This is a genomic window from Stenotrophomonas sp. P5_A9, assembly GCF_056400525.1.
The window spans coordinates 37,789-56,444 of the sequence record NZ_JBFULC010000013.1 but is presented as its reverse complement, the minus strand read 5'-3'; the positions used below and the strand labels follow the sequence as shown (position 1 = coordinate 56,444).

The following is an 18,656-nucleotide window of genomic DNA, read 5'->3' as shown; positions in this document are numbered from 1 at the left end:
GCCTGAGCCTGTTCAAGCAGTCTGTCTAGCACAAATATTTCATCCACGGTCGGCGGCTCTTCCAACTCCATGCATCGGATCAGGAAGGTTCTGACAAATTTCACGCAGAGGCTCGCATCGCCTAAGGCATGCAATTCATCGATACCGGCGGAGACCTTAAGTAGGGGCGCGTTGTCCTGGATCGGTACAGCGCAAAAGCCCGTCTCGATAGTCCTCTTCATCACACACCCCCGCAAGTTGCGATGGGGGCCAGAAGAGTGGCACGCGATAGTGCCAGCAGCACCCCAATAGCGAATAGGAGGCTGCAAAGCCAGTACAGGTTCGCATCCCCATTAGAGGACAGCCAGCGGCTCAAGCAGCCGGGGATTGTGAGGCTAACGGCTGCGTTCGGTTGCGTTCGGTTGCGTTCGACGGCCTGAAGCGAGGCCGGAGCCCGGGAGGGTTGAGTACCCTGGATAGGTGCTATTTGGGCCATGCGCGCCCGTTCACGCGCAAGTTCTATAATGCTGTGATCCATGATCGACTCCTAATAGTCGGTTTTGGTAGGCCGAGCTAGGGGTTCCAGCCCCTTTCTCGGCCGCTTTGTTTCTATGCCTCTGCTTCCTCACTCCTCCCTTGTGGGTGAGCCATTAGGCTCGGTTTTTCCGCATCGGCACGACCTTGCGGCCGTTCTCACGGAGGGTATCCAGGTAGTCAGACCATGCCTGCATCATCTTGCGCCGCTCCGGCAGATGGGTGGCACGGTTGTAGGCCCGCCCCAACGGATCGCGCACAGCGTGTGCTAGCTGGTGTTCGATGTAATCGGGGCGGAACCCCAGCACCTCGTCCAGAACCGTCCGCGCCATTGCCCTGAAGCCGTGGCCGACGATGGTTTTTCCGTCAAAGCCGAGGTTCCGCAGGGCGGCGTTGATCGTGTTCTCGCTCATGGGCCGAGATGCACTCCGGACTCCCGGAAACACGTACTCACTGCGCCGGGTMAGCGGCTGCAGCTCCGCAAGCACCTGCACGGCCTGGTCGGACAGGGGGACGATATGGGGGGTCTTCGTCTTGCTGGTGACGTACCGCCACTCCCCGGCATCTAGGTCGATGTCAGCCCACTTGGCGGCGCGAAGCTCGCCGGGACGCACAAAGAGCAAAGGGGCAAGCCTAAGGGCCGCTTGGGTGACTGGAGAGCCTTGGTAGGAATGGAGGGCCCGCAGCAGTTCGCCAATCTGTTCGGGGTCCGTGAGGCTTGCGAAGTGCTTAGTCCTTGGCTGTTCAAGCGCCCCAGCCAAGTCCTCTGCAGGATTCCGTTCGGCGCGGCCGGTTGCCAGGGCATAGCGGAAGACCCGGCCCGCGTGGGACCGTGCTCGATGGGCAGTTTCGACCACACCCCGCTGCTCAAGCTTACGCAGGGCCGCCAAAAGGATAGGGGCGGTTACGTCGGTGATAGGCGTGGCAGCAATGGCTGCCAGATCCTTTTCAATCAAGCGCCGCTCGCGCTTTACCGAGCCTGGAGACAGCCCCTCTTTGGCCCGCTTGGCTAGCAGCTCTAGGCCGATGGCCCCGAAGGTGCTGTTAACACGGTCAGTGTGAGCCGCTCGCTCGGCCCTGGCCACGTGAGCCGGGTTAGCCCCGCCTCGCAGCAACGCCCGCAGCTTGTCACGCTCGGCTCGAGCCTGCTGGAGCGACATCGACGGGTACTCATCGATGGTGACGATGCTCGCCTTGGAGGCGTACCTGTAGCGGTAGCGCCATGCCTTGGATCCGGACGGCCGCACCTCTATGCAGAGGCCATTGGAATCCGCAACCCGGTAGGGGCGGTCCTTGGCCTTCAGTGCACGTAATTTGGTGTCGGTGAGCATGTGAGTCATCCGCCAGTGAGTCGGGGTAGGAAATCCCCGACCCTTGGCTCACAGCCTGACTCACTTTTTTGCCGGATGCAAGTGGACGTCAATGGACGCCGACGGACGGTATATCGCTAAATTCGGTGCGTTTCCGCGCTTCGTCCGGATGACCGTGGACGTCGCCGGACATCAATGTGGTGGGCCCACCAGGACTCGAACCTGGAACCAAAGGATTATGAGTCCTCTGCTCTAACCGTTGAGCTATAGGCCCCTGCGGCTGCACAGTGTAGTGGAGCCCCCCAGCCGCTTTCCACTGGAAAAAGCCGGCATCAGCCGAAACGCTGCCCCATCGTCTGTACCCGCCGTACGTTTTCCGCAGCCAGTTCCCGCAGTGCCCCCGAACGCAGTAGCGATGAGCCCGCCACACGCTGCCAGTAGTCCACTGCCAGCGGTGCGGCCCATTGCAGGTGCGTAAGCTGCCCGCTTCGATCGGGTACGACGGTAGCCAACGGGCTCGCTGCGCGCAGCACGCCAGTCCGCGACGGAGCCAATGACATCGGCAGCATGTCGTAGGCCGGCGCAAGCGGCAGCGGGCCGCGGTCGGTCAGGTGGAAACCGATGTTGCCCTGGTGCATGTCGCTGTTGCCGATCAGCCGCCCGAACGCATGCAGCCGCCCCACCCGGACGAGCGTGTCGCGATCCACCCAGCCCTGCGCATACAGCAACCCCGCTGCAGTGCCCCAGTCCGCAGTTGCCTCGCCGGTGAAGGCCGATGACAGCGCGAGCAGCGAAACGACGCCGCGCCGCCCGAGCACGTCCACGCTGCGGTCGAAGCGCTGCACCTCCAAGAAGGTATGCGTTTCGGTCTGTAAGAGTTCGGAGACGGCCGCGGGCACTGCAGGGCCAAGTGCTCGCAGACCAGAAGATCCGCCCAGCGCTCGGCCGCCGCGCCGGCAGCGGGCTGGGCGAACTTCACCAGGGCGGCGTAGCGGCCACGTTCGCCCTCGACCGTGGCGGTGAACTTGGGTTGCTCGCCGCCGGGCGACGAGCCGACATCCTCGCCTTCCAGCGCCGCCGCCGCACGCTCCGGGTAGCGATGCGCGCGGTGGGCAGCGAGGACGTGATCGGGCGGGGCATCCAGCGCACGCAACGCGCTCTGCACCGCATCGCCACCGAGCAGCAGGTCGCCGATCTGGGTGCCGCCTGCGCGGACCAGTGCCTGCAGGGTGTCACCCAGCTGCCAACGGCTAAGGTCTTCGGGCACGCCAAGGTCCCGGCCCCGACGGTGCGCGAAGGTGCGACCCAGGAAGCCTTGTGGCCGCAGGTCATCCAGATACCAGGGCAGACCGGGGAAGTGGCCGTCCACGGTGTCATCCGGCGACCGGGTGAGATTGGGTCGTGCCGCGTTGGTCTGGACATGGACGCTCTCGCCCGTGAGTGCCACGACCGTGCCGAGTTCTTCGAGGGTGGCATCGGCCCGTAGCCGGAACAGGGGCCATTCGCTGCCCGCCGGGGTCTGCTGGCGCACGGCATACGCCGTGGCGCGGGTGCGTCCCAGGCGCACGATCCGCTCTCCGGCTTCAGCCACCAGGCGGCTGAGGGTGGTCCGGGTGATGCCCAGGCGATCGACGAGAGCGGCTGCGGAGACCGCTTCGCCGGCGGGCAGGCTGTCGATCAGATCCTGGAGCTGCACGGTACGGGGACGAGGCATTGCCGTGGTTTCGGGACGAATTAAGTTACGAATCCATACGCCACTTCAGCAGAAATGGCAAATTTGATTTCCGATATGGCATTGATTTTAATCGACTTATCTTCACTACCCTCTGAAAGGCGCAATAATTAAGTTACGTAAACTGTAACGAAATAATCGGCCAGTCCTTGGTCATCACCCAAAAAAAACCCCGCCGAAGCGGGGTCTTTCCATCAACGCACCCGTCCTGGAATCAATCGATATCCAGGAAGCTGCGCAGCTGCTCGGACCGGCTCGGGTGACGCAGCTTGCGCAGCGCCTTGGCTTCGATCTGGCGGATGCGCTCGCGGGTGACGTCGAACTGCTTGCCGACTTCCTCGAGGGTGTGGTCGGTGTTCATGTCGATGCCGAAGCGCATGCGCAGCACCTTGGCTTCCCTCGGGGTGAGGCCGGCCAGCACGTCGCGCACGGTTTCAGACAAGTTGATGTTGGTGGTGTTCTCGATCGGGGACTCCACGTTGGTGTCCTCGATGAAGTCGCCCAGATGGGAATCCTCGTCGTCGCCGATCGGGGTTTCCATCGAGATCGGCTCCTTGGCGATCTTCATCACCTTGCGGATCTTGTCTTCCGGCATGTCCATTTCCTTGGCCAGCTCCTCCGGCGTGGCCTCGCGGCCGTACTGCTGGAGCATCTGGCGGGAAATGCGGTTCAACTTGTTGATCGTTTCGATCATGTGCACCGGGATACGGATGGTGCGCGCCTGATCGGCGATCGAACGGGTGATGGCCTGGCGGATCCACCAGGTCGCATACGTGGAGAACTTGTAACCACGACGGTATTCGAACTTGTCCACGGCCTTCATCAGGCCGATGTTGCCTTCCTGGATGAGGTCGAGGAACTGCAGGCCGCGGTTGGTGTACTTCTTGGCGATGGAGATCACCAGGCGCAGGTTGGCCTCGACCATTTCCTTCTTGGCCTTGCGCGCACGCGCCTCACCGTAGGCCATGGCGCGGCTGATTTCCTTCAGCTCGTCCAGTTCCAGCCAGGTGGTCTTTTCGATGTCGATCGTCGCCTGCTGTTCGGCGATGATCTGGTCCTTGACGTCACGCAGGGCCGAGGACCACTTCTGCTTGCGCTTCAGTGCGTCTTCCACCCACTCCAGGTTGGTCTGGTTGCCTTCCCAAGAGCGGATGAAGTCCTTGCGCGGCATGCGCGCGGTCACGGTGGCCAGATTCAGCACGCGGCGCTCGTGGGACTTGATGTCGGCCATGACGTCGCGCAGCTGCTTGACCAGTACGTCGGTCAGCGGCAACGGCAGCTTCAGGGTCACGAACACGGCGGCCATGTCGTCGCGCAGCTTGGCCAGCGGCTTGCGGTCGCCCTTGGCGGCAGCCTTCTTGAACGCGGCATACGCATCGCTCAGGGCCTGCATGCGGCGTGCGACTTCTTCCGGGTCCGGACCGGTCGGGCCGGCTTCTTCTTCAACGTCGTCGCCGTCTTCTTCGTCGTCGGCGTCGTCCTCGGCATCGTCGCTGGTGTCTTCGGCCACGGCCGGGGCCGGGACTTCCTCGACCAGGTCGTTGAAGCCGACGATCACTTCGGCCAGGCGCTTCTTGCCTTCCTTGTGCGCGTCGTAGTCGGCCAGCAGCGATTCCACCGATACCGGGAAGGTACCGAGTGCGGCCTGGACCTGGCCCAGACCTTCTTCGATGCGCTTGGCGATGGCGATTTCGCCTTCGCGGGTCAGCAGCTCGACGGTACCCATTTCGCGCATGTACATGCGCACCGGGTCGGTGGTGCGGCCACCTTCGGTGTCGAGCGCGCTCAGCGCGGCGGCAGCTTCTTCAGCCGCGGTGTCATCGACTTCGCGGTTGCCGGTGTTGCCATCGTTGAGCAACAGGGTTTCTGCATCGGGCGCAACTTCATGGACATCAATGCCCATGCCGTTGATCATGCCGATGATATCTTCGATCTGCTCCGGGTCGACGATGTCGTCGGGCAGGTGGTCATTGACTTCGGCGTAGGTCAGGTAGCCCTGTTCCAGGCCCTTGCTGATCAGAAGCTTGATGTCGTTTTGCTGGGCAGGACGTTCGTTGGCCATGTAGTGCTCGCGCCACCGGCTGGGAGAGGGAATAGAACCTAGCATTATACCAGCCCGGCGCCCCGCGTTCCCGGGCGGTGGTCCCGGGGCTAGGGTCTGAGCAGGAAGGTCACTGGACCATCGTTGACCAGGCTGACAACCATATGGGCACCAAACTGGCCGGTTTCCACCCCCGGGGCGTGTTTTTGTCTGCAGATATCGACCAGCCGATTGAATCCGCGTTCAGCCTCCGGTGGCGGCGCGGCGGTACTGAAGCCCGGCCGCATCCCGCTGGAGGTGTCGGCGGCCAGGGTGAACTGGCTGACCAGCAGCAGCCCGCCGCCGGTATCGCGGAGTGATCGGTTCATTTTTCCGGCCGCATCGCCAAAGACACGGTAACCGAGCAGGCGATCGGCCATCCGGGTGATCTGGGCCTCGGTATCGCCCGGCTCCATGCCCACCAGCGCCAGCAGGCCGGGGCCGATCTGGCCGACGATGGCGTCCTCGACGCGGACACTGGCGTGGCTCACGCGCTGGATCAGGACAAGCATGGACACGGCTCCGCAACTGAAGGCGGCCCACCTTAACGCGACCGCGCGCCGACACGCTCGCCGCCAGCGGCTAGACTTTGCAGTGATGAAACCGCACACCACTGCCCGCCTGGCCTATCGCGCCGCCGCCCTGTTCACCCGCCTGCCCTGGTCCTGGCTGCGAGGCTTCGGCGCCGCACTGGCGGGCCTGTGGATCCGTCTCAACGCCCGTGAGAGTCGGGTCACCCGGCGCAATCTGGAACTGGCCTTCCCCGAACTGACCGATGCCCAGCGCGCGGTGATGCACCGGCAGGTGCTGCGCTCCACGGCGATGCAGGCGGTGGAGACCCTGCGTCTGTGGACCCGTCCGCGTGAAGCGAACCTGGCCTGCCTGGTCGAACGCCATGGCGAGGCGCTGTACGACGCCGCGCTGGCGGCCGGCAAGGGCGTGATCGTGGCCGCCCCGCACCACGGCAACTGGGAGTTGTTGAACCAGTGGCTGGCCTCGCGCGGTCCGATCGCCATCGTCTACAAGGCGCCTGACGAGGCGGTGGGCGATGCGTTCCTGCAACTGGTCCGCGGCGGCGACAACGTGCGCCAGGTGCGTGCCGAAGGGCCGGCGGTGCGCCAGCTGTTCAAGGTACTCAAGGAGGGCGGCGCCACCGGGATCCTGCCCGACCAGCAACCCAAGGCCGGTGACGGGGTGTTCGCGCCGTTCTTCGGCGTCGAGGCGCTGACCATGACCCTGGTCAACCGGCTGGCCGAACGCACCGGGGCCACCGTACTGTACGGTTGGTGCGAACGGATCGGCCCGGACATGCAGTTCGCCCTGCATATCGAGCCAGCCCCGCCCGAGGTCGCCGACCCGGACCCGCGCACCGCCGCGACCGCCCTCAACGCCGGCATCGAGCGGATCGCCCGCCGCGATCCGACCCAGTACCTGTGGACCTACAAGCGCTACACCCTGCGCCCGCCGGAAAGCGGCGAGGTCGATCCGTATGCCACCGAAGAACACCCGCACTGAGCGCGACGCTCTGTCGCGTCCCTGTCGCGATTGGAATCGGTGCCACCCGTCCCCACTGTGAAAGCCATGATGTCCCCCACGGCCCCTGCCATGTCCGATGCTGCCTCTTCCCTGTTCGGCGACCCGGCCGCGATCCGCTGCGAACGCGCGGTTGCCGAGCTGCGTGCCGGCCGCCCGGTGGTGATCGACGACGGCCACGGCCAGCGGCTGGCTTTCATCGCCCTGGACAGCAGCACCCGCAGCAGCTTCGGCGCTTTCGCCCAGGCCGCCGCTGACCGCCACTACCTGTTCCTCACCGCCACCCGCGCGCGGGTGCTGGGGGTCACTGCCGAACACGGCGCGCGCGTGCCGCTGGCCGGGATCGATTTCGATGCCCTGCCCTCGCTGAGCTACCTGCGCGAACCCGAGGCAATGCCGCCAGGCTGGAGTGCCGGCCAGGCACTCGACGACGGCGCGGTGGAAGTGGCGCGGCTGGGCCTGTTGCTGCCGGCCATGGTCGGGGTGTTGCTGGACGCCGATGACAGCCGCTTCGACGGCTGCGCGCAGGTGTCGCTGTGCGACCTCAGCCAGGGCGCCGAGCAAGCCGCGCATGCCTATGAGCTGGTGGCACGCTCGCCGGTGCCGCTGCGCGAGGTGGGCATGACCGAGTTCGCGGTGTTCCGCGGCGGCGTCGCCCAGCGCGACCAGGTGGCGGTGATTGTCGGCACCCCGGACCTGTCCGGCGTGGTGCCGGTCCGGGTGCATTCCTCGTGCCTGACCGGCGACCTGTTCGGCTCGCTCAAGTGCGACTGCGGCGACCAGCTGCGGCGCGGCCTGCGCAAGCTCAAGGAACTGGGCGGTGGCGTGCTGCTGTACCTGGACCAGGAAGGGCGCGGCACCGGCATCGCCGCCAAGATGCGCGCTTACGGTTACCAGCACGACGGACTGGACACCATCGACGCCGATGCGCAGCTGGGCTTCGGCGCCGACGAGCGTCGCTACGGCAGCGCGGTGGCGATGCTGCAGGGGCTGGGCGTGCACCGCGTGCAGCTGCTCAGCAACAACCCGACCAAGGCCCAGCGCCTGCGCAACGCCGGCATCGACGTGGTCGACTGCGTGCCGGTGACCGGCGACATCACGGTCGAGAACGAGCAGTACCTGCGTACCAAAGCCGAGCGTGCCGGGCATCTGCTCGACGTGGACGCGCTGATCCAGGCCGCGCAATAGCGCGCGGCAACCTGCTACCGTCAGCGCGACGGGCGCACCACCAAAGGGACGACGCCCGGCATGTTCCCCCTGCCGAGCACCCTGCCTTGCCCGACACCATCGTTACCCCTGCGTTCGCCACCCCGCCACCGCTTCCGGCGTTGCCACCGTTGCCCGCCAGCGCCGACTGGCAGCCGCTGCCACTGCGCGCGGCCAGCATCGCCGCCGCCGCCGGTGCGATCTCCGGTGCGCTGCTCATCGGCGGCGTATTGGCCGCAGGTTGGGTGGTGCTGGACCTGCCGATGCGCTGGCTCGGCGCTGCCGGCATGCTGGTGCTCGGTGCGCTGATCGGCGCGGGCTTCGGCTTCCGCCGCCAGCGGCGCACATACTGGCGGCTGGACGACCAGGGCCTGGGCGTGCGCCGCGACCTGATGTGGCAGCTGGAAACCCGCGTGCCGATCTCACGCGTGCAGCACCTTGACCTGCGCCGCGGGCCGATCGAACGCAGCGCGCGACTGGCCACGCTGGTGGTGCACACCGCCGGCAGCCGCTTCAGCGCGGTGACCCTGAGCGGGCTCGACGCCGACGATGCCGAACACCTGCGCGACACCCTCGCCCATCAACTCGACCGCGACGACGACGCGCTGTGAGTACGCCGCCACCGCTCGCTGAGGCGTCGGTCGCTGCCCCGCAGGAGCAGCGTCTGCATCCGTGGTCGTGGTTGTTCGTGCTGCTGATGCAGCTGCGCCAGTTCCTGCTGCCGCTGGTGGCGCTGGTGGTGTTCGGCAACCGGGGCGACCGCGACGAGATGTGGTCCTACCTGGCGGCGCTGATCGTCATCGCGGTGCTGGTGGGCATTTCGATCCTGCAATACCTGACCTACCGCTACCGGATCGGCCGCGACGGCATCAGCGTGCGCAGCGGGGTGATCTCGCGCAACCGGCGCGAGATCCCGTTCGCGCGCATCCACAATGTCGTGGTCCACCAGAACCCGCTGCACCGCCTGTTCGGCGTGGCCGAACTGCGCCTGGAATCGGCCGGCGGTCATCGGCCGGAAGCAGAAATGCGGGTGTTGAAGCTGTCCCAGGCGCTGGCGCTGGAACAGCTGGTGCGCCATCGCGGGCAGGAAGCGGACGCCGTAGCAACGCCAACCGGCAACGAGAACGCACCGGCAGCGCCCATCGACGACGTACTGCTGCGGCTGAGCCTTTGGGACGTGGTGCGTCTCGGCCTGCTCTCCAACCGTGGCTGGGTGGTGGTACTGGCCGCCTTCGGTGCCAGCTACCAGTTCTTCCCGCGCGGCACGGTGTCCGACGCGATCGAGCAGGGTGGCCGCCAGGCCTTCGGTTATGCCAGCCACCTGCATCCGGCCACCTGGGTGTGGGCGGTCGTCGCGGTCGTGATGGTGATCGGCTTCTGGCTGATGCTGCGGGTACTGTCGGTGGTGCTGGCGCTGCTGCGCTATTACGGCTTCCAGCTCAGCGAACACGAGCGCCGCCTGACCGTGGTCAGCGGCCTGCTCACGCGCCTGCGCAGCAGCGTCGCGCGGCGACGCATCCAGGCCTGGACGCTGCGCGAAAGCACGCTGCAGCGTTGGGCAGGGCGACGCCACCTGCGCATCGATATCGCCGCCGGCGCCGCCGTGGACAACGAGCGCCGCGACCTGCGCGAGCTGGCCCCGCTGGCCACCCCGCAGGCCTGCGACGCACTGGTGCAGCACCTGCTGCCGCAGCTGGAGTGGCCGCCTGCGCGCTGGCAGCCGGTGCAGCAGCGCGGCTGGTGGCGGCTGAGCCTGGGCGCGTTTGTGTGGCTGCCGGTGGTCGCCGCCGCTGCGGTCTGGAACGGTTACCCGGGCGGTGCGTTGATCCTCTTGTGGCTGCCGTGGTCGGCGTTCCGCGCGCACCGCCAGATGGCGCGCATCGGCTATCACCTGGACGACCAGTACGTGGCGGTGCGCGGCGGCTGGTGGCAGCGCTGGTGGCGGTTCGCCGAGTTGGACAAGCTGCAGAGCCTGCGCCTGTCGCGTTCCCCCCTGGACCGTTTACTGGGCACCGCCAGCGTGTGGCTGGACACCGCCGGCGCCAGCGGCAGCATCGCGCTGTGCCTGCGCTACCTGCCCGAAGCCGACGCGCGCGCGGTGCACGCGCAGCTGGGCAAGGCATTGGCCCGGCGTCGCCTGCACTGGTAGGAGCGCAGCCACGCATGGCGTGGCTCTACCCAAACGACTCCGGCGCGCGGGTAATGCCACGCCGCGCGCGGAAACCCACCATCGAGGGGCTTGGCAACGCCCTGCGTGGCAGCCCGTCCGGGTAGTGCCACGCCATGCGTGGCAGCCCTCCACCCCACTGCCCCGGAACCGCCACGCCGCGCGTGCCCCCCCCTCAACGCTTTGCCGGCCCCCAATACCCCAGCTCCCGGCGGATCTGCAGCCCCCGCGTCCACGCGCCGAACGGCTTGTGCTTGAGCGTGCCCAGTTCGCCGGACAGGAAATCCTCGGTGGCCGCGATCACCCGCTCGCTCGAATACCCGTCGCGGTACGGATGGATGGTGTCGGCATAACGCCGGATCTCGGCCATCAACGCCGGTTCCGGCGCCAGGGCGCGGTCCAGCATCGCCGGCAAGGCACTCGCATCGTCGAAGTCGATCATGTGCGGCTGCGGCACGCGGTTGCGGAAGGTCACCACCGGTTTGTGCTGCACCACGAACTCGGACACGATCGAGGAGGTGTCCGATACCAGCACGTCGGCGGCGCGCTGCGCGGCCATCACCTGCTCCGGTTCGATGAAGGCGGCGTTGTCGCCGGCCAGCGCGCGATAACGCGCGAACAGGTCCGCGCTGCACTTGGGATGCAGGGTCAGCAGCCAGTAGCGCTCGCCGCGCGCGATGTCGGCGGCAATAGGCGCGTACAGGTGCGGCGCCGCGCTCAGGCGCTCGGTGAAGGTCGAGCCGAACAGGATCACCGGGCGGCCGGCAGCCGTTGCCCGCAATGCGGCACTGGCCCCGCCATCGTCGCGGAACAGCGGGTCCAGCTTCGGCCAGCCGGTCTGCGCCACGGCGAAGTGACCCTCGCGCGACGCCAGCTCGCGGAACGGATCGGTGGTGGCCGGCCCCTGCGTGCAGTACAGGTCGAACAAGCCGCGCACGCGGAAATGGCCGCGCGCGCTGTCGCGCTTCTGCACGTTGAAGCCATGGAAGACCTGCACCTTGGCCCCGGCGATGAACGGCGGCACCCAGTTGGCGGCGCTGAACACCGCCCGCGGGCGCAGCGCCAGCGCCTGCCGGAGATCCACGTTGGGCACGCCCGGCAGCTGCGATCCGGCAGCCCCGTCGGCGAACCAGGCCGACACCGATTGACCGGACGCGTGCAACGCCTGGGCCAGTGGGGCGAGAATGGGCAGCGCATAACGCTCCGTCGCAAACAGCAGGTACTCGGCCATCATGTCCTCCACGACCGCTCCCACTGAACGGCCTCGCATCTCGGCCTGCATTATCGCGTTCAATGAAGCCGACCGCATCGGCGACTGCCTGGCCTCGCTGGCCTTCTGCGACGAGATCATCGTGGTGGACTCGTACTCCACCGATGCCACCGTGGCGATTGCGACCGCGGCCGGGGCCAAGGTGCTGCAGCGGCCCTTCGACGGCTTCCGCAGCCAGAAGGCCTTCTGCGTGGCCCAGGCCAGCCATGACTGGGTGCTGTGCCTGGACGCGGACGAGCGCATCAGCGACGACCTGCGCGCGGCAATCCTCGCCGCCCAGGCCGGCGGCTTCGCCGGCCACCATGGCTACCGCTTCGCGCGGTTGTCCGACTACTTCGGCAAATTCCTGCGCCACGGCAACGCCTACCCCGATCGCGTGCTACGCCTGTTCGACCGTCGCCACGGCGGCTGGCGCGGCAAGCGCGAGATCCACGAAGCGGCCAGCGTCGATGGCAGCGTCGGCGTGCTGCGCGGCGACCTCATCCACTATCCGTACCGCTCGCTGGAGCAGCAGTTGAGCAAGACCCAGCGCTACGCGCGGATGATGGCCGAGCACGAATTCGCGCGCGGCAAGCGCGCCACCCTGGCCAAGCTGGTGCTGGCGCCGGCCTGGCGGTTCTGGCGCGGGTTGCTGCTGCGCGGCGGCTTCCGCGATGGCTGGCACGGTCTGGTGTATGCCTACGTGCGCGCCAACTACGTGCGCCAGAAGACCATCATGCTGTGGATGCTCCAGCACGGGCAGCCGGTCAGCGACCCGCCGCGTGATCAGCCCGGCGACTGAGCCCGGGCGCCCGCCTGGGCCAGCGCCTGCCGGTGTACATGGCCCTGCATCACCGACAGGCCGGCCAGCAGCGCCACGATGGTCACGTAGAAGCTGGCGGTGATCTGGTGGGCGAACATCGACTGGGTTATCCCGCACAGCACGTAGGCCACCACGATCATGATCCCGGCCGCCGCCGGCCCACGGAAGGTGCTCTGGCCGCTGCGGCGGTGCAGACCCGCGAACAYCCACAGCGGCACCCCATAGACCGCCAGCAACAGCAGCAGCCCCGGGATTCCCTGCGTGGCCGACCACTCGGCCAAATCGTTATGCGCATGGCCCAGATGGCAGCGCAGTTCGCTGGGATCGTCGCGGCACACCGGCAGGCGCTGCATCGCGCTGTCGAAGTGGCCGATGCCCACCCCGGTCAGGGGATGGTCGATGAAGGTCTCGTAGGCCACCTGCAGCCGTTCCACGCGGGCGCCGGCGGAGGAGTCACTGTCGCCCCGCTCCATCCGCACCACGTCGCGCTGGAGTTCGGTCAGGCGCACCTGCTCGCGCAGGCTCGGGATGGTCAGGGCCAGCGCGGCGGCGATTGCCATCAGGCCCGTCAACACCCCAAGGCGCGCCGGCCCGGTGCGCCAGCGCAGGCTCATCGCCATCACCGCCAACAGCGCCAGCAATGCCAGCCACACCCCGCGGCTGCCACTGAGCACGATGGTTACGCAGCCGGCGACCATGCCCACGATCACCCAGCTCCAGCGCCGGTGTGGACGGCAGAACACCAGCAGCACCATCAGCACCAGCACGATGTCGGCCAGCACGATGGCATTGGTGCTCAGGTCGGCCCGTGGCGCGCCGCCGGCAACCTGCATGATCGCCAGCACCATGGTGCCGAGCAGGCCGACCAGCGATCCCGCCCATAGCCAGCGCAGTTCCGGCCGGAACGCGCAGACCCACAGCGCCAACCACGGAATCACCGCAAACCGCGAGCGGTTGTCGATGTCGCGCAGGCCCTGGTTGAACAGATACATCGACAGCAGCGCAAGACCGATCGCGGCCAGCATCATCCAGGTCAAGGCCATCACCGGCCGTCCGGCCAGGTGCCGCGCACGCCACAGCAGCTCCGGCGCCAACAGGGTGCTGAGCAGCAGCACGATGCCGTAGGGCAGCAGGTTCTGCGGCACGGTCAGGATCAGCGCCGGCAGGCAGAACAGCCCGACGTTGGCCATCTGATGGGCAATCCGACCCCGCCCCTGCAGCGGCGGCAGGGAAACATCGGACAGCGGGGACACGGTGTTGTGTTTCATTGCCACTCTCGACCACACACAGGCATGCGTGCCCCTGGCATCCTCGGACGCGACCGGCGTCCACGGGCATGGCGCACGCGCTGGGCAGCGCGCGCCCCATTATGCGTCTCAATCCTCATCGCCATCGATCCTGTGCAGCGCGCGTTCGCGCTCGGCCTCGGCGGAAGTCGCCTCGCACGGGCCGTGGATGTCGCTGGCCTTCACCAGCCACCAACGGCGACGGTTGGCGACCCCGGCCAGCTCGGCCGTATCGCGATCCACGCAGCCCAGCAGCGCATCCTCCTGCACCACCAGCCATCGCCGCGCCGGCTCGGCCGCCTGCCAGGCCACGCCATCGCGCAGCTGCCGGTCCCAACGTCGGTTGAAGCCGAACGTGGTGGCGGGCCGATCGGCCATCAGCAGGTTCTGCTCTTTCCATGCCACCAGCCCCAGTTCACCGTCGCTGCCGATGCGCTGGCCGATGTGCTGCATCAACCCGCGTGCGGAACTGGAATCGTTGAACAGCGGATAGCCGACCAGGCCGAAGGCGACCCAGGCCATGGCCAACGTGGCCACCACGGCCAGATGGAAACGGCGCGCCCCGGCCACGCACAGGCTCATTACCGCCCAGCAGCCCAGCGCCACGCCCACCCAGCCCAGCGCGGACGTCAGCGCGGTATCGATGCCGCGCTCCACGATCAGCTTGCTCTCAAAACCGGGCTGGCCGGTCAGCATCGCACTACCGGCGCCGAGCAGGCCCAGCGCCAGCAGAGCGACGAAGCCGCCCAGCAACCACTGCACGCCGCGACGGCGCAGCAGCCCCGGCAACAGCGGCGCCAGCGCCAGGCAGAACATCGGCAGTGACGGCAGGATGTAGACATCGCGCTTGCCGTGTGGAATCGAGAAGAACAGCACGATCAACAGCCACCAGCCGAGCAGCACCAGATAACGCGGGTCGCGCCGACGCAGGCGCCGCCACCAGGCCGGCACCGCCCACGGCAGGACCAGGAACGCCGGCACCCACATCGACGGCATCGTGCCCAGGAAGTACCACCACGGCTGGTGGTGGTCCCAGGACTGCGCATAGCGCTTGGCGGTCTGCCGGAACAGGATGTCGTCCATGTAGCTGCGGTACTCGGCCGAACCACTGCCGGTGGCAGCCAGCACCATCGGCAGCAGCCACAGCAGCACCGCCAGCGCGAACGCCAGCGGCCCCAGCCAGAAGCGCCAGTCGCGCACGTGCAGCCGCACCCGCGGCCAACCCAGCACCGAGGCCAGCGCGGCCGGCAGGATCATCAGCAGCGCGATCACCCCCACGCCCTTGGTGATCACCCCCAGCCCGGCGGCGAACCAGCCCAGCCACCACCACCGCCACGCCGGCCCGCAGAGCAGGTGGCGCAGCAGGCCATAGTTGGCCAGGGTGATGAAGAACACCACCAGCGGATCGATCTGCGCCTTCTTGGCCTGGAAGGTGAACTGCACCGCGAACAACAGCGCCCAGGCCGCATACAGCCCGACCCGACGGGTCCACAGCCGGCGGCCGAGGTCGTACACGCAGGCCAGGGTGCCCAGCGCGGCCAGCAGCGACGGCAGCAGGAAGGCCACCCGCCAGTTGCCGAAAACGCTGTAGAACAGCGCCTGGGCCCACATCAGCATGGGAGGCTTGTCTGAATACAGCTCGGTGCCGCGATGGGGGAACAGCCAGTCGCCGCTGAGCACCATCTGCTTGGCGACCAGCGCAAAGCGCGGCTCGTCCGAGGGCCAGGGATCACGCATGCCCAGGCCGGTTCCGAGAACCAGCAAGGCCATCAACGCAAGCAACCAGAACTCTCGGGACGCACGGGTATTGAGCATGGGGCGCATGTCTGGCGGTATTGGATCAGCCCTTTTTTAGCAGACGCGCGTAGAAGAAGCCGTCTGCACCTTCTTCACCGGGCAGGCGCTGGCGCCCGGCCCACGAGTCGTGGCCGAAGCGTTCATCCAATGGCAGGAAGCCTGCGCGGGGGGTGCGCTGGAGGAAGTCTTCGACCTGGAATTGGTTTTCTTCGCGCAGGATCGAGCATGTCGCATACAGCAGGGTGCCGCCGGGGGCGAGCATCCGGAAGCACGCATCCAACAGGCGCGCCTGCAGCGCGACCAGCGCCTCGATATCGGTCGCGCGGCGGTGCAGCAGCACGTCGGGCTGGCGGCGGATGATGCCGGTGGCCGAGCACGGTGCGTCCAGCAGGATGCAGTCGAAGGGTTGGCCGTCCCACCAGCTGTCCGGATCGGTGGCGTCGGCGGCCAGCACCTGTGCCTGCGCACCGACGCCGGTGCGCACGAAGGTCTCGCTGATGCGCTTGAGCCGGCGCGGATCGATGTCCAGTGCCAGCAGCTGCAGGGTCGGATCGCGCTCGAGCAGGTGCGCGGACTTGCCACCGGGGGCGGCGCAGGCATCGAGCACCCGCGCGCCGGTACGCGGCGCCAGGGCGTCGGCGACCTGCTGGGCCGACAGGTCCTGCACCGACAACGCGCCCTCGGCGAACCCGGGCAGCGCCGATACCGCCACCGGCACCGGCAGGCAGATCGCATCGCTGCCCAGCGCCGAGGTCTCGGCGGCAATGCCGGCGGCCGCCAGTTGCTCGAGCATGCTTTCGCGGGTGCCGTGCTGGCGGTTGACCCGCAGCCACAGGGGCGCGGCCACCAGGCTGGCACTGAACACGGCGTCGGCCTGTTCCGGCCAGTCCTGCTCGACCTTTGCCGCCAGCCAGTCCGGGAACGCATCGCGCGCCGGCGCACGCGGGATGCCATCGCGCTGGGCGCGGCGCAGCAGGGCGTTGACCATGCCGGCCTGGCGGTCGCGGCCCATCGCCCGCGCCGCTTCCACCGTCGCCGACAACGCCGCGTGGGCCGGAAGATCCAGGGCATCGAGCTGGGCGAAACCGACCAGCAACAGGGCACGCAGCTCGTCCTCGCGCACGCTCAACGGCCGCTGCATCCACTGCGCCAGAGCTGCATCGTATGCACCACGACGGCGCAGCACGGCAAAGCACAGCGCCTCCAGCAGCGCACGGTCGCGGCTGTCATCCAGCTGCGGCAAGGCCTGGGTCAGCTCGGCCTTGAGCGAGCGGCCACGGCCGATCACCTGGGCCAGGACCTTGGCGGCGAGCACCCGGGTAGGCACGCCCGGTGCCATGGCCGCGCGCGGGGCCGCCTTGTTGTCACGGGTCTGGGTCATCTCAGGCGCCCACGACCAGGTCACGGCGCGCATTGAGGTAGTCGGCGGCGGTGATCGCCTTGCCCCCCTCGCGCTGCAGCACGCGCAGGCGCAGCGCGCCTTGCCCGCAGGCGATGTCGATGCCGTCGCGCGAGGCTGCCAGCAGGGTGCCCGGGGCCTGGCCCTGGTTGTCCGGCAGGGCCACCGCGCCGTGAATGCGCACGCGTTCGCCGGCCAGCGTGGCCTCGGCGATCGGCCACGGATTGAAGGCGCGCACGGTGCGCTCCAGCGCCTGGGCATCCTGTGCCCAGTCCAGCCGCGCTTCGGCCTTGTCCAGCTTGTGCGCGTAGGTCACCCCGGCCTCCGGCTGCGGCTGGGCAATCGGCTTGATCCCCGCGCGCAGCAGGCCCAGGCCATCGGACAGCACCTGCGCGCCCAGCTCGGCCAGGCGGTCGTGCAGGTGGCCGCCGGTATCGCTGGCGCCAATCGCGACGTGCTGCTTGAGCAGGACCGGGCCGGTATCCAGGCCCGCTTCCATCTGCATCAGGCACACGCCGCTTTCGGTGTCGCCGGCCTGGATCGCGCGCTGGATCGGCGCGGCGCCGCGCCAGCGCGGCAGCAGCGAGGCATGCACGTTCCAGCAGCCGTGGGTGGGGATGGACAGCACGGCCTTGGGCAGGATCAACCCGTAGGCCACCACCACCATCAGGTCCGGCTGCAGGTCGCGCAGCTGCTGCTGGGCTTCGGGGGTCTTGAGGGTTTCCGGCTGGAACACCGGGATGCCACGCGCGATCGCCTCCAGCTTCACCGGCGAGGGCATCAGCCCGCGCCCGCGTCCGGCCGGGCGGTCCGGCTGGGTGTACACGGCCACCACTTCATGGTGGCGCGCCGCCACGCGCAGCGAGGACACGGCGAACTCCGGCGTACCGGCAAAGACAATCTTCATGGCAACCCCACTTGCAGAAAGTAAAACGGCGCCGGTGACCGGCGCCGAACAACCGGGTGCGGCGCGCGGTCAGCCCGCGCGGCCGTGCCCGTGGCCATCTCAGGCAACGTGCTTGCGCTGCTTGGCCAGCTTCTTGCGCACCATCTCGCGCTTGAGCGGCGAGAGGTAGTCGATGAACAGCTTGCCGTCCAGGTGGTCCATCTCGTGCTGGATGCACACGGCCAGCACGCCATCGGTGGTCAGCTCCTGGGGCTGGCCCTGGCGGTCGAGGTAGCGCACGGTGATGTCGTTGGCGCGGGTCACATCGGCAAAGATGCCCGGCACCGACAGGCAGCCTTCCTGGTAAACCTGGCCGCCTTCGCTGGCCACGATTTCCGGGTTGATGAACACCTGCGGGGTGTCCTTCTCTTCGCTGACGTCGATGACCATGAAGCGCTTGTGCACATCCACCTGGCTGGCGGCCAGGCCGATGCCCGGGGCGTCGTACATGGTGTGGAACATGTTGTCGATCAGTTCCTGGAACGCCGGGGCGGTCACTTCGGCGGGTTCGAGCAGCGCAGCCTTGGTGCGCAGGCGCGGGTCGGGGAACTCGAGGATAGGCAGGATAGCCATGGCAAATACCGGTAGGGGGCGCCGGTCAAAGCGGCGTACGTC

16 protein-coding genes and 1 tRNA gene are annotated in these 18,656 nt (G+C 67.7%); 6 read left to right on the top strand and 11 right to left on the bottom strand.

The window, feature by feature from the left end; all coding sequences use genetic code 11:
- Positions 1 to 629: 629 nt before the first annotated feature.
- The 3 genes from AC1DR7_RS06025 to AC1DR7_RS06015 form a co-directional block, all read right to left on the bottom strand.
- On the bottom strand, positions 630 to 1,844 hold the full coding sequence (locus tag AC1DR7_RS06025) for a tyrosine-type recombinase/integrase (protein WP_457320861.1): 1,215 nt from the start codon (positions 1,842 to 1,844) through the stop codon (positions 630 to 632).
- A 177-nt stretch (positions 1,845 to 2,021) separates the two neighbouring features.
- A tRNA-Ile gene (locus AC1DR7_RS06020) sits at positions 2,022 to 2,097 on the bottom strand.
- A gap of 58 nt (positions 2,098 to 2,155) precedes the next feature.
- Positions 2,156 to 2,668 (bottom strand): HipA domain-containing protein, encoded by a 513-nt coding sequence (locus AC1DR7_RS06015; protein ID WP_457320865.1) that lies wholly within the window; start codon positions 2,666 to 2,668, stop codon positions 2,156 to 2,158.
- 65 nt (positions 2,669 to 2,733) lie between these two features.
- On the opposite strand from AC1DR7_RS06015, the gene AC1DR7_RS06010 reads away from it, so the two are divergent.
- Positions 2,734 to 3,309: a hypothetical protein gene (locus AC1DR7_RS06010; protein WP_457320863.1), complete on the top strand. Its 576-nt coding sequence runs from the start codon at positions 2,734 to 2,736 to the stop codon at positions 3,307 to 3,309.
- A 460-nt stretch (positions 3,310 to 3,769) separates the two neighbouring features.
- Here the strand turns inward: AC1DR7_RS06010 and rpoD are convergent, their stop codons facing one another.
- Complete coding sequence (rpoD, locus tag AC1DR7_RS06005) at positions 3,770 to 5,617, bottom strand: RNA polymerase sigma factor RpoD (RefSeq protein WP_256775925.1); 1,848 nt, start codon at positions 5,615 to 5,617, stop codon at positions 3,770 to 3,772.
- An 89-nt stretch (positions 5,618 to 5,706) separates the two neighbouring features.
- Positions 5,707 to 6,147: a D-aminoacyl-tRNA deacylase gene (dtd, locus tag AC1DR7_RS06000; protein WP_457320262.1), complete on the bottom strand. Its 441-nt coding sequence runs from the start codon at positions 6,145 to 6,147 to the stop codon at positions 5,707 to 5,709.
- A gap of 85 nt (positions 6,148 to 6,232) precedes the next feature.
- On the opposite strand from dtd, the gene AC1DR7_RS05995 reads away from it, so the two are divergent.
- The 4 genes from AC1DR7_RS05995 to AC1DR7_RS05980 all read left to right on the top strand — a co-directional run bounded on the left by AC1DR7_RS05995 (position 6,233) and on the right by AC1DR7_RS05980 (position 10,523).
- Entirely contained in the window at positions 6,233 to 7,150 is a 918-nt protein-coding gene (locus tag AC1DR7_RS05995) for a lauroyl acyltransferase (RefSeq protein WP_457320264.1), read from the top strand.
- A gap of 69 nt (positions 7,151 to 7,219) precedes the next feature.
- Positions 7,220 to 8,356 (top strand): GTP cyclohydrolase II RibA, encoded by a 1,137-nt coding sequence (gene ribA / locus AC1DR7_RS05990; protein ID WP_256775928.1) that lies wholly within the window; start codon positions 7,220 to 7,222, stop codon positions 8,354 to 8,356.
- Between the two features lie 86 nt (positions 8,357 to 8,442).
- Positions 8,443 to 8,985 carry a PH domain-containing protein gene (locus AC1DR7_RS05985; RefSeq protein WP_478051461.1) on the top strand — a complete coding sequence of 181 codons (543 nt, stop codon included), beginning with the start codon at positions 8,443 to 8,445 and terminating at the stop codon, positions 8,983 to 8,985.
- Positions 8,982 to 10,523: a PH domain-containing protein gene (locus AC1DR7_RS05980; RefSeq protein ID WP_457319287.1), complete on the top strand. Its 1,542-nt coding sequence runs from the start codon at positions 8,982 to 8,984 to the stop codon at positions 10,521 to 10,523. Before AC1DR7_RS05985 ends, AC1DR7_RS05980 begins: the two co-directional genes overlap by 4 nt.
- Before the next feature lie 193 nt (positions 10,524 to 10,716).
- Here the strand turns inward: AC1DR7_RS05980 and AC1DR7_RS05975 are convergent, their stop codons facing one another.
- Positions 10,717 to 11,775: a CDP-glycerol glycerophosphotransferase family protein gene (locus AC1DR7_RS05975; protein ID WP_457319291.1), complete on the bottom strand. Its 1,059-nt coding sequence runs from the start codon at positions 11,773 to 11,775 to the stop codon at positions 10,717 to 10,719.
- Here AC1DR7_RS05975 and AC1DR7_RS05970 point away from each other — a divergent pair.
- A complete protein-coding gene (locus AC1DR7_RS05970; protein ID WP_256775930.1) occupies positions 11,774 to 12,592 on the top strand; it encodes a glycosyltransferase family 2 protein in 819 nt (272 codons plus the stop codon). The genes AC1DR7_RS05975 and AC1DR7_RS05970 overlap by 2 nt on opposite strands.
- On the opposite strand, the gene AC1DR7_RS05965 is transcribed toward AC1DR7_RS05970, so the two are convergent.
- The 5 genes from AC1DR7_RS05965 to def all read right to left on the bottom strand — a co-directional run bounded on the left by AC1DR7_RS05965 (position 12,577) and on the right by def (position 18,614).
- The gene (locus AC1DR7_RS05965) at positions 12,577 to 13,881 is read right to left on the bottom strand and encodes an O-antigen ligase family protein (protein ID WP_478076417.1); all 1,305 of its coding nucleotides are present in this window, start codon (positions 13,879 to 13,881) and stop codon (positions 12,577 to 12,579) included. The genes AC1DR7_RS05970 and AC1DR7_RS05965 overlap by 16 nt on opposite strands.
- Before the next feature lie 108 nt (positions 13,882 to 13,989).
- Positions 13,990 to 15,714, bottom strand: a complete 1,725-nt coding sequence (locus AC1DR7_RS05960) for an ArnT family glycosyltransferase (protein ID WP_457319289.1) — start codon at positions 15,712 to 15,714, stop codon at positions 13,990 to 13,992.
- A gap of 25 nt (positions 15,715 to 15,739) precedes the next feature.
- The gene (rsmB, locus tag AC1DR7_RS05955; RefSeq protein WP_256775932.1) at positions 15,740 to 17,077 is read right to left on the bottom strand and encodes a 16S rRNA (cytosine(967)-C(5))-methyltransferase RsmB; all 1,338 of its coding nucleotides are present in this window, start codon (positions 17,075 to 17,077) and stop codon (positions 15,740 to 15,742) included.
- 1 nt (position 17,078) lies between these two features.
- Complete coding sequence (fmt, locus tag AC1DR7_RS05950; RefSeq protein WP_478052655.1) at positions 17,079 to 18,002, bottom strand: methionyl-tRNA formyltransferase; 924 nt, start codon at positions 18,000 to 18,002, stop codon at positions 17,079 to 17,081.
- Between the two features lie 99 nt (positions 18,003 to 18,101).
- The gene (gene def / locus AC1DR7_RS05945) at positions 18,102 to 18,614 is read right to left on the bottom strand and encodes a peptide deformylase (protein WP_256775934.1); all 513 of its coding nucleotides are present in this window, start codon (positions 18,612 to 18,614) and stop codon (positions 18,102 to 18,104) included.
- Between the last annotated feature and the right edge of the window lie 42 nt (positions 18,615 to 18,656).

Excerpts from the sequence above, each read along its gene's own strand:
- AC1DR7_RS05960 (WP_457319289.1), bottom strand. The coding sequence starts at position 15,714 with ATGCTCAATACCCGTGCGTCCCGAGAGTTCTGGTTGCTTGCGTTGATG.
- fmt (WP_478052655.1), bottom strand. The coding sequence starts at position 18,002 with ATGAAGATTGTCTTTGCCGGTACGCCGGAGTTCGCCGTGTCCTCGCTG.
- rsmB (WP_256775932.1), bottom strand. The coding sequence starts at position 17,077 with ATGACCCAGACCCGTGACAACAAGGCGGCCCCGCGCGCGGCCATGGCA.
- dtd (WP_457320262.1), bottom strand. The coding sequence starts at position 6,147 with ATGCTTGTCCTGATCCAGCGCGTGAGCCACGCCAGTGTCCGCGTCGAG.
- AC1DR7_RS05995 (WP_457320264.1), top strand. The coding sequence starts at position 6,233 with ATGAAACCGCACACCACTGCCCGCCTGGCCTATCGCGCCGCCGCCCTG.
- AC1DR7_RS05970 (WP_256775930.1), top strand. The coding sequence starts at position 11,774 with ATGTCCTCCACGACCGCTCCCACTGAACGGCCTCGCATCTCGGCCTGC.
- rpoD (WP_256775925.1), bottom strand. The coding sequence starts at position 5,617 with ATGGCCAACGAACGTCCTGCCCAGCAAAACGACATCAAGCTTCTGATC.
- ribA (WP_256775928.1), top strand. The coding sequence starts at position 7,220 with ATGTCCCCCACGGCCCCTGCCATGTCCGATGCTGCCTCTTCCCTGTTC.
- def (WP_256775934.1), bottom strand. The coding sequence starts at position 18,614 with ATGGCTATCCTGCCTATCCTCGAGTTCCCCGACCCGCGCCTGCGCACC.
- AC1DR7_RS05975 (WP_457319291.1), bottom strand. The coding sequence starts at position 11,775 with ATGATGGCCGAGTACCTGCTGTTTGCGACGGAGCGTTATGCGCTGCCC.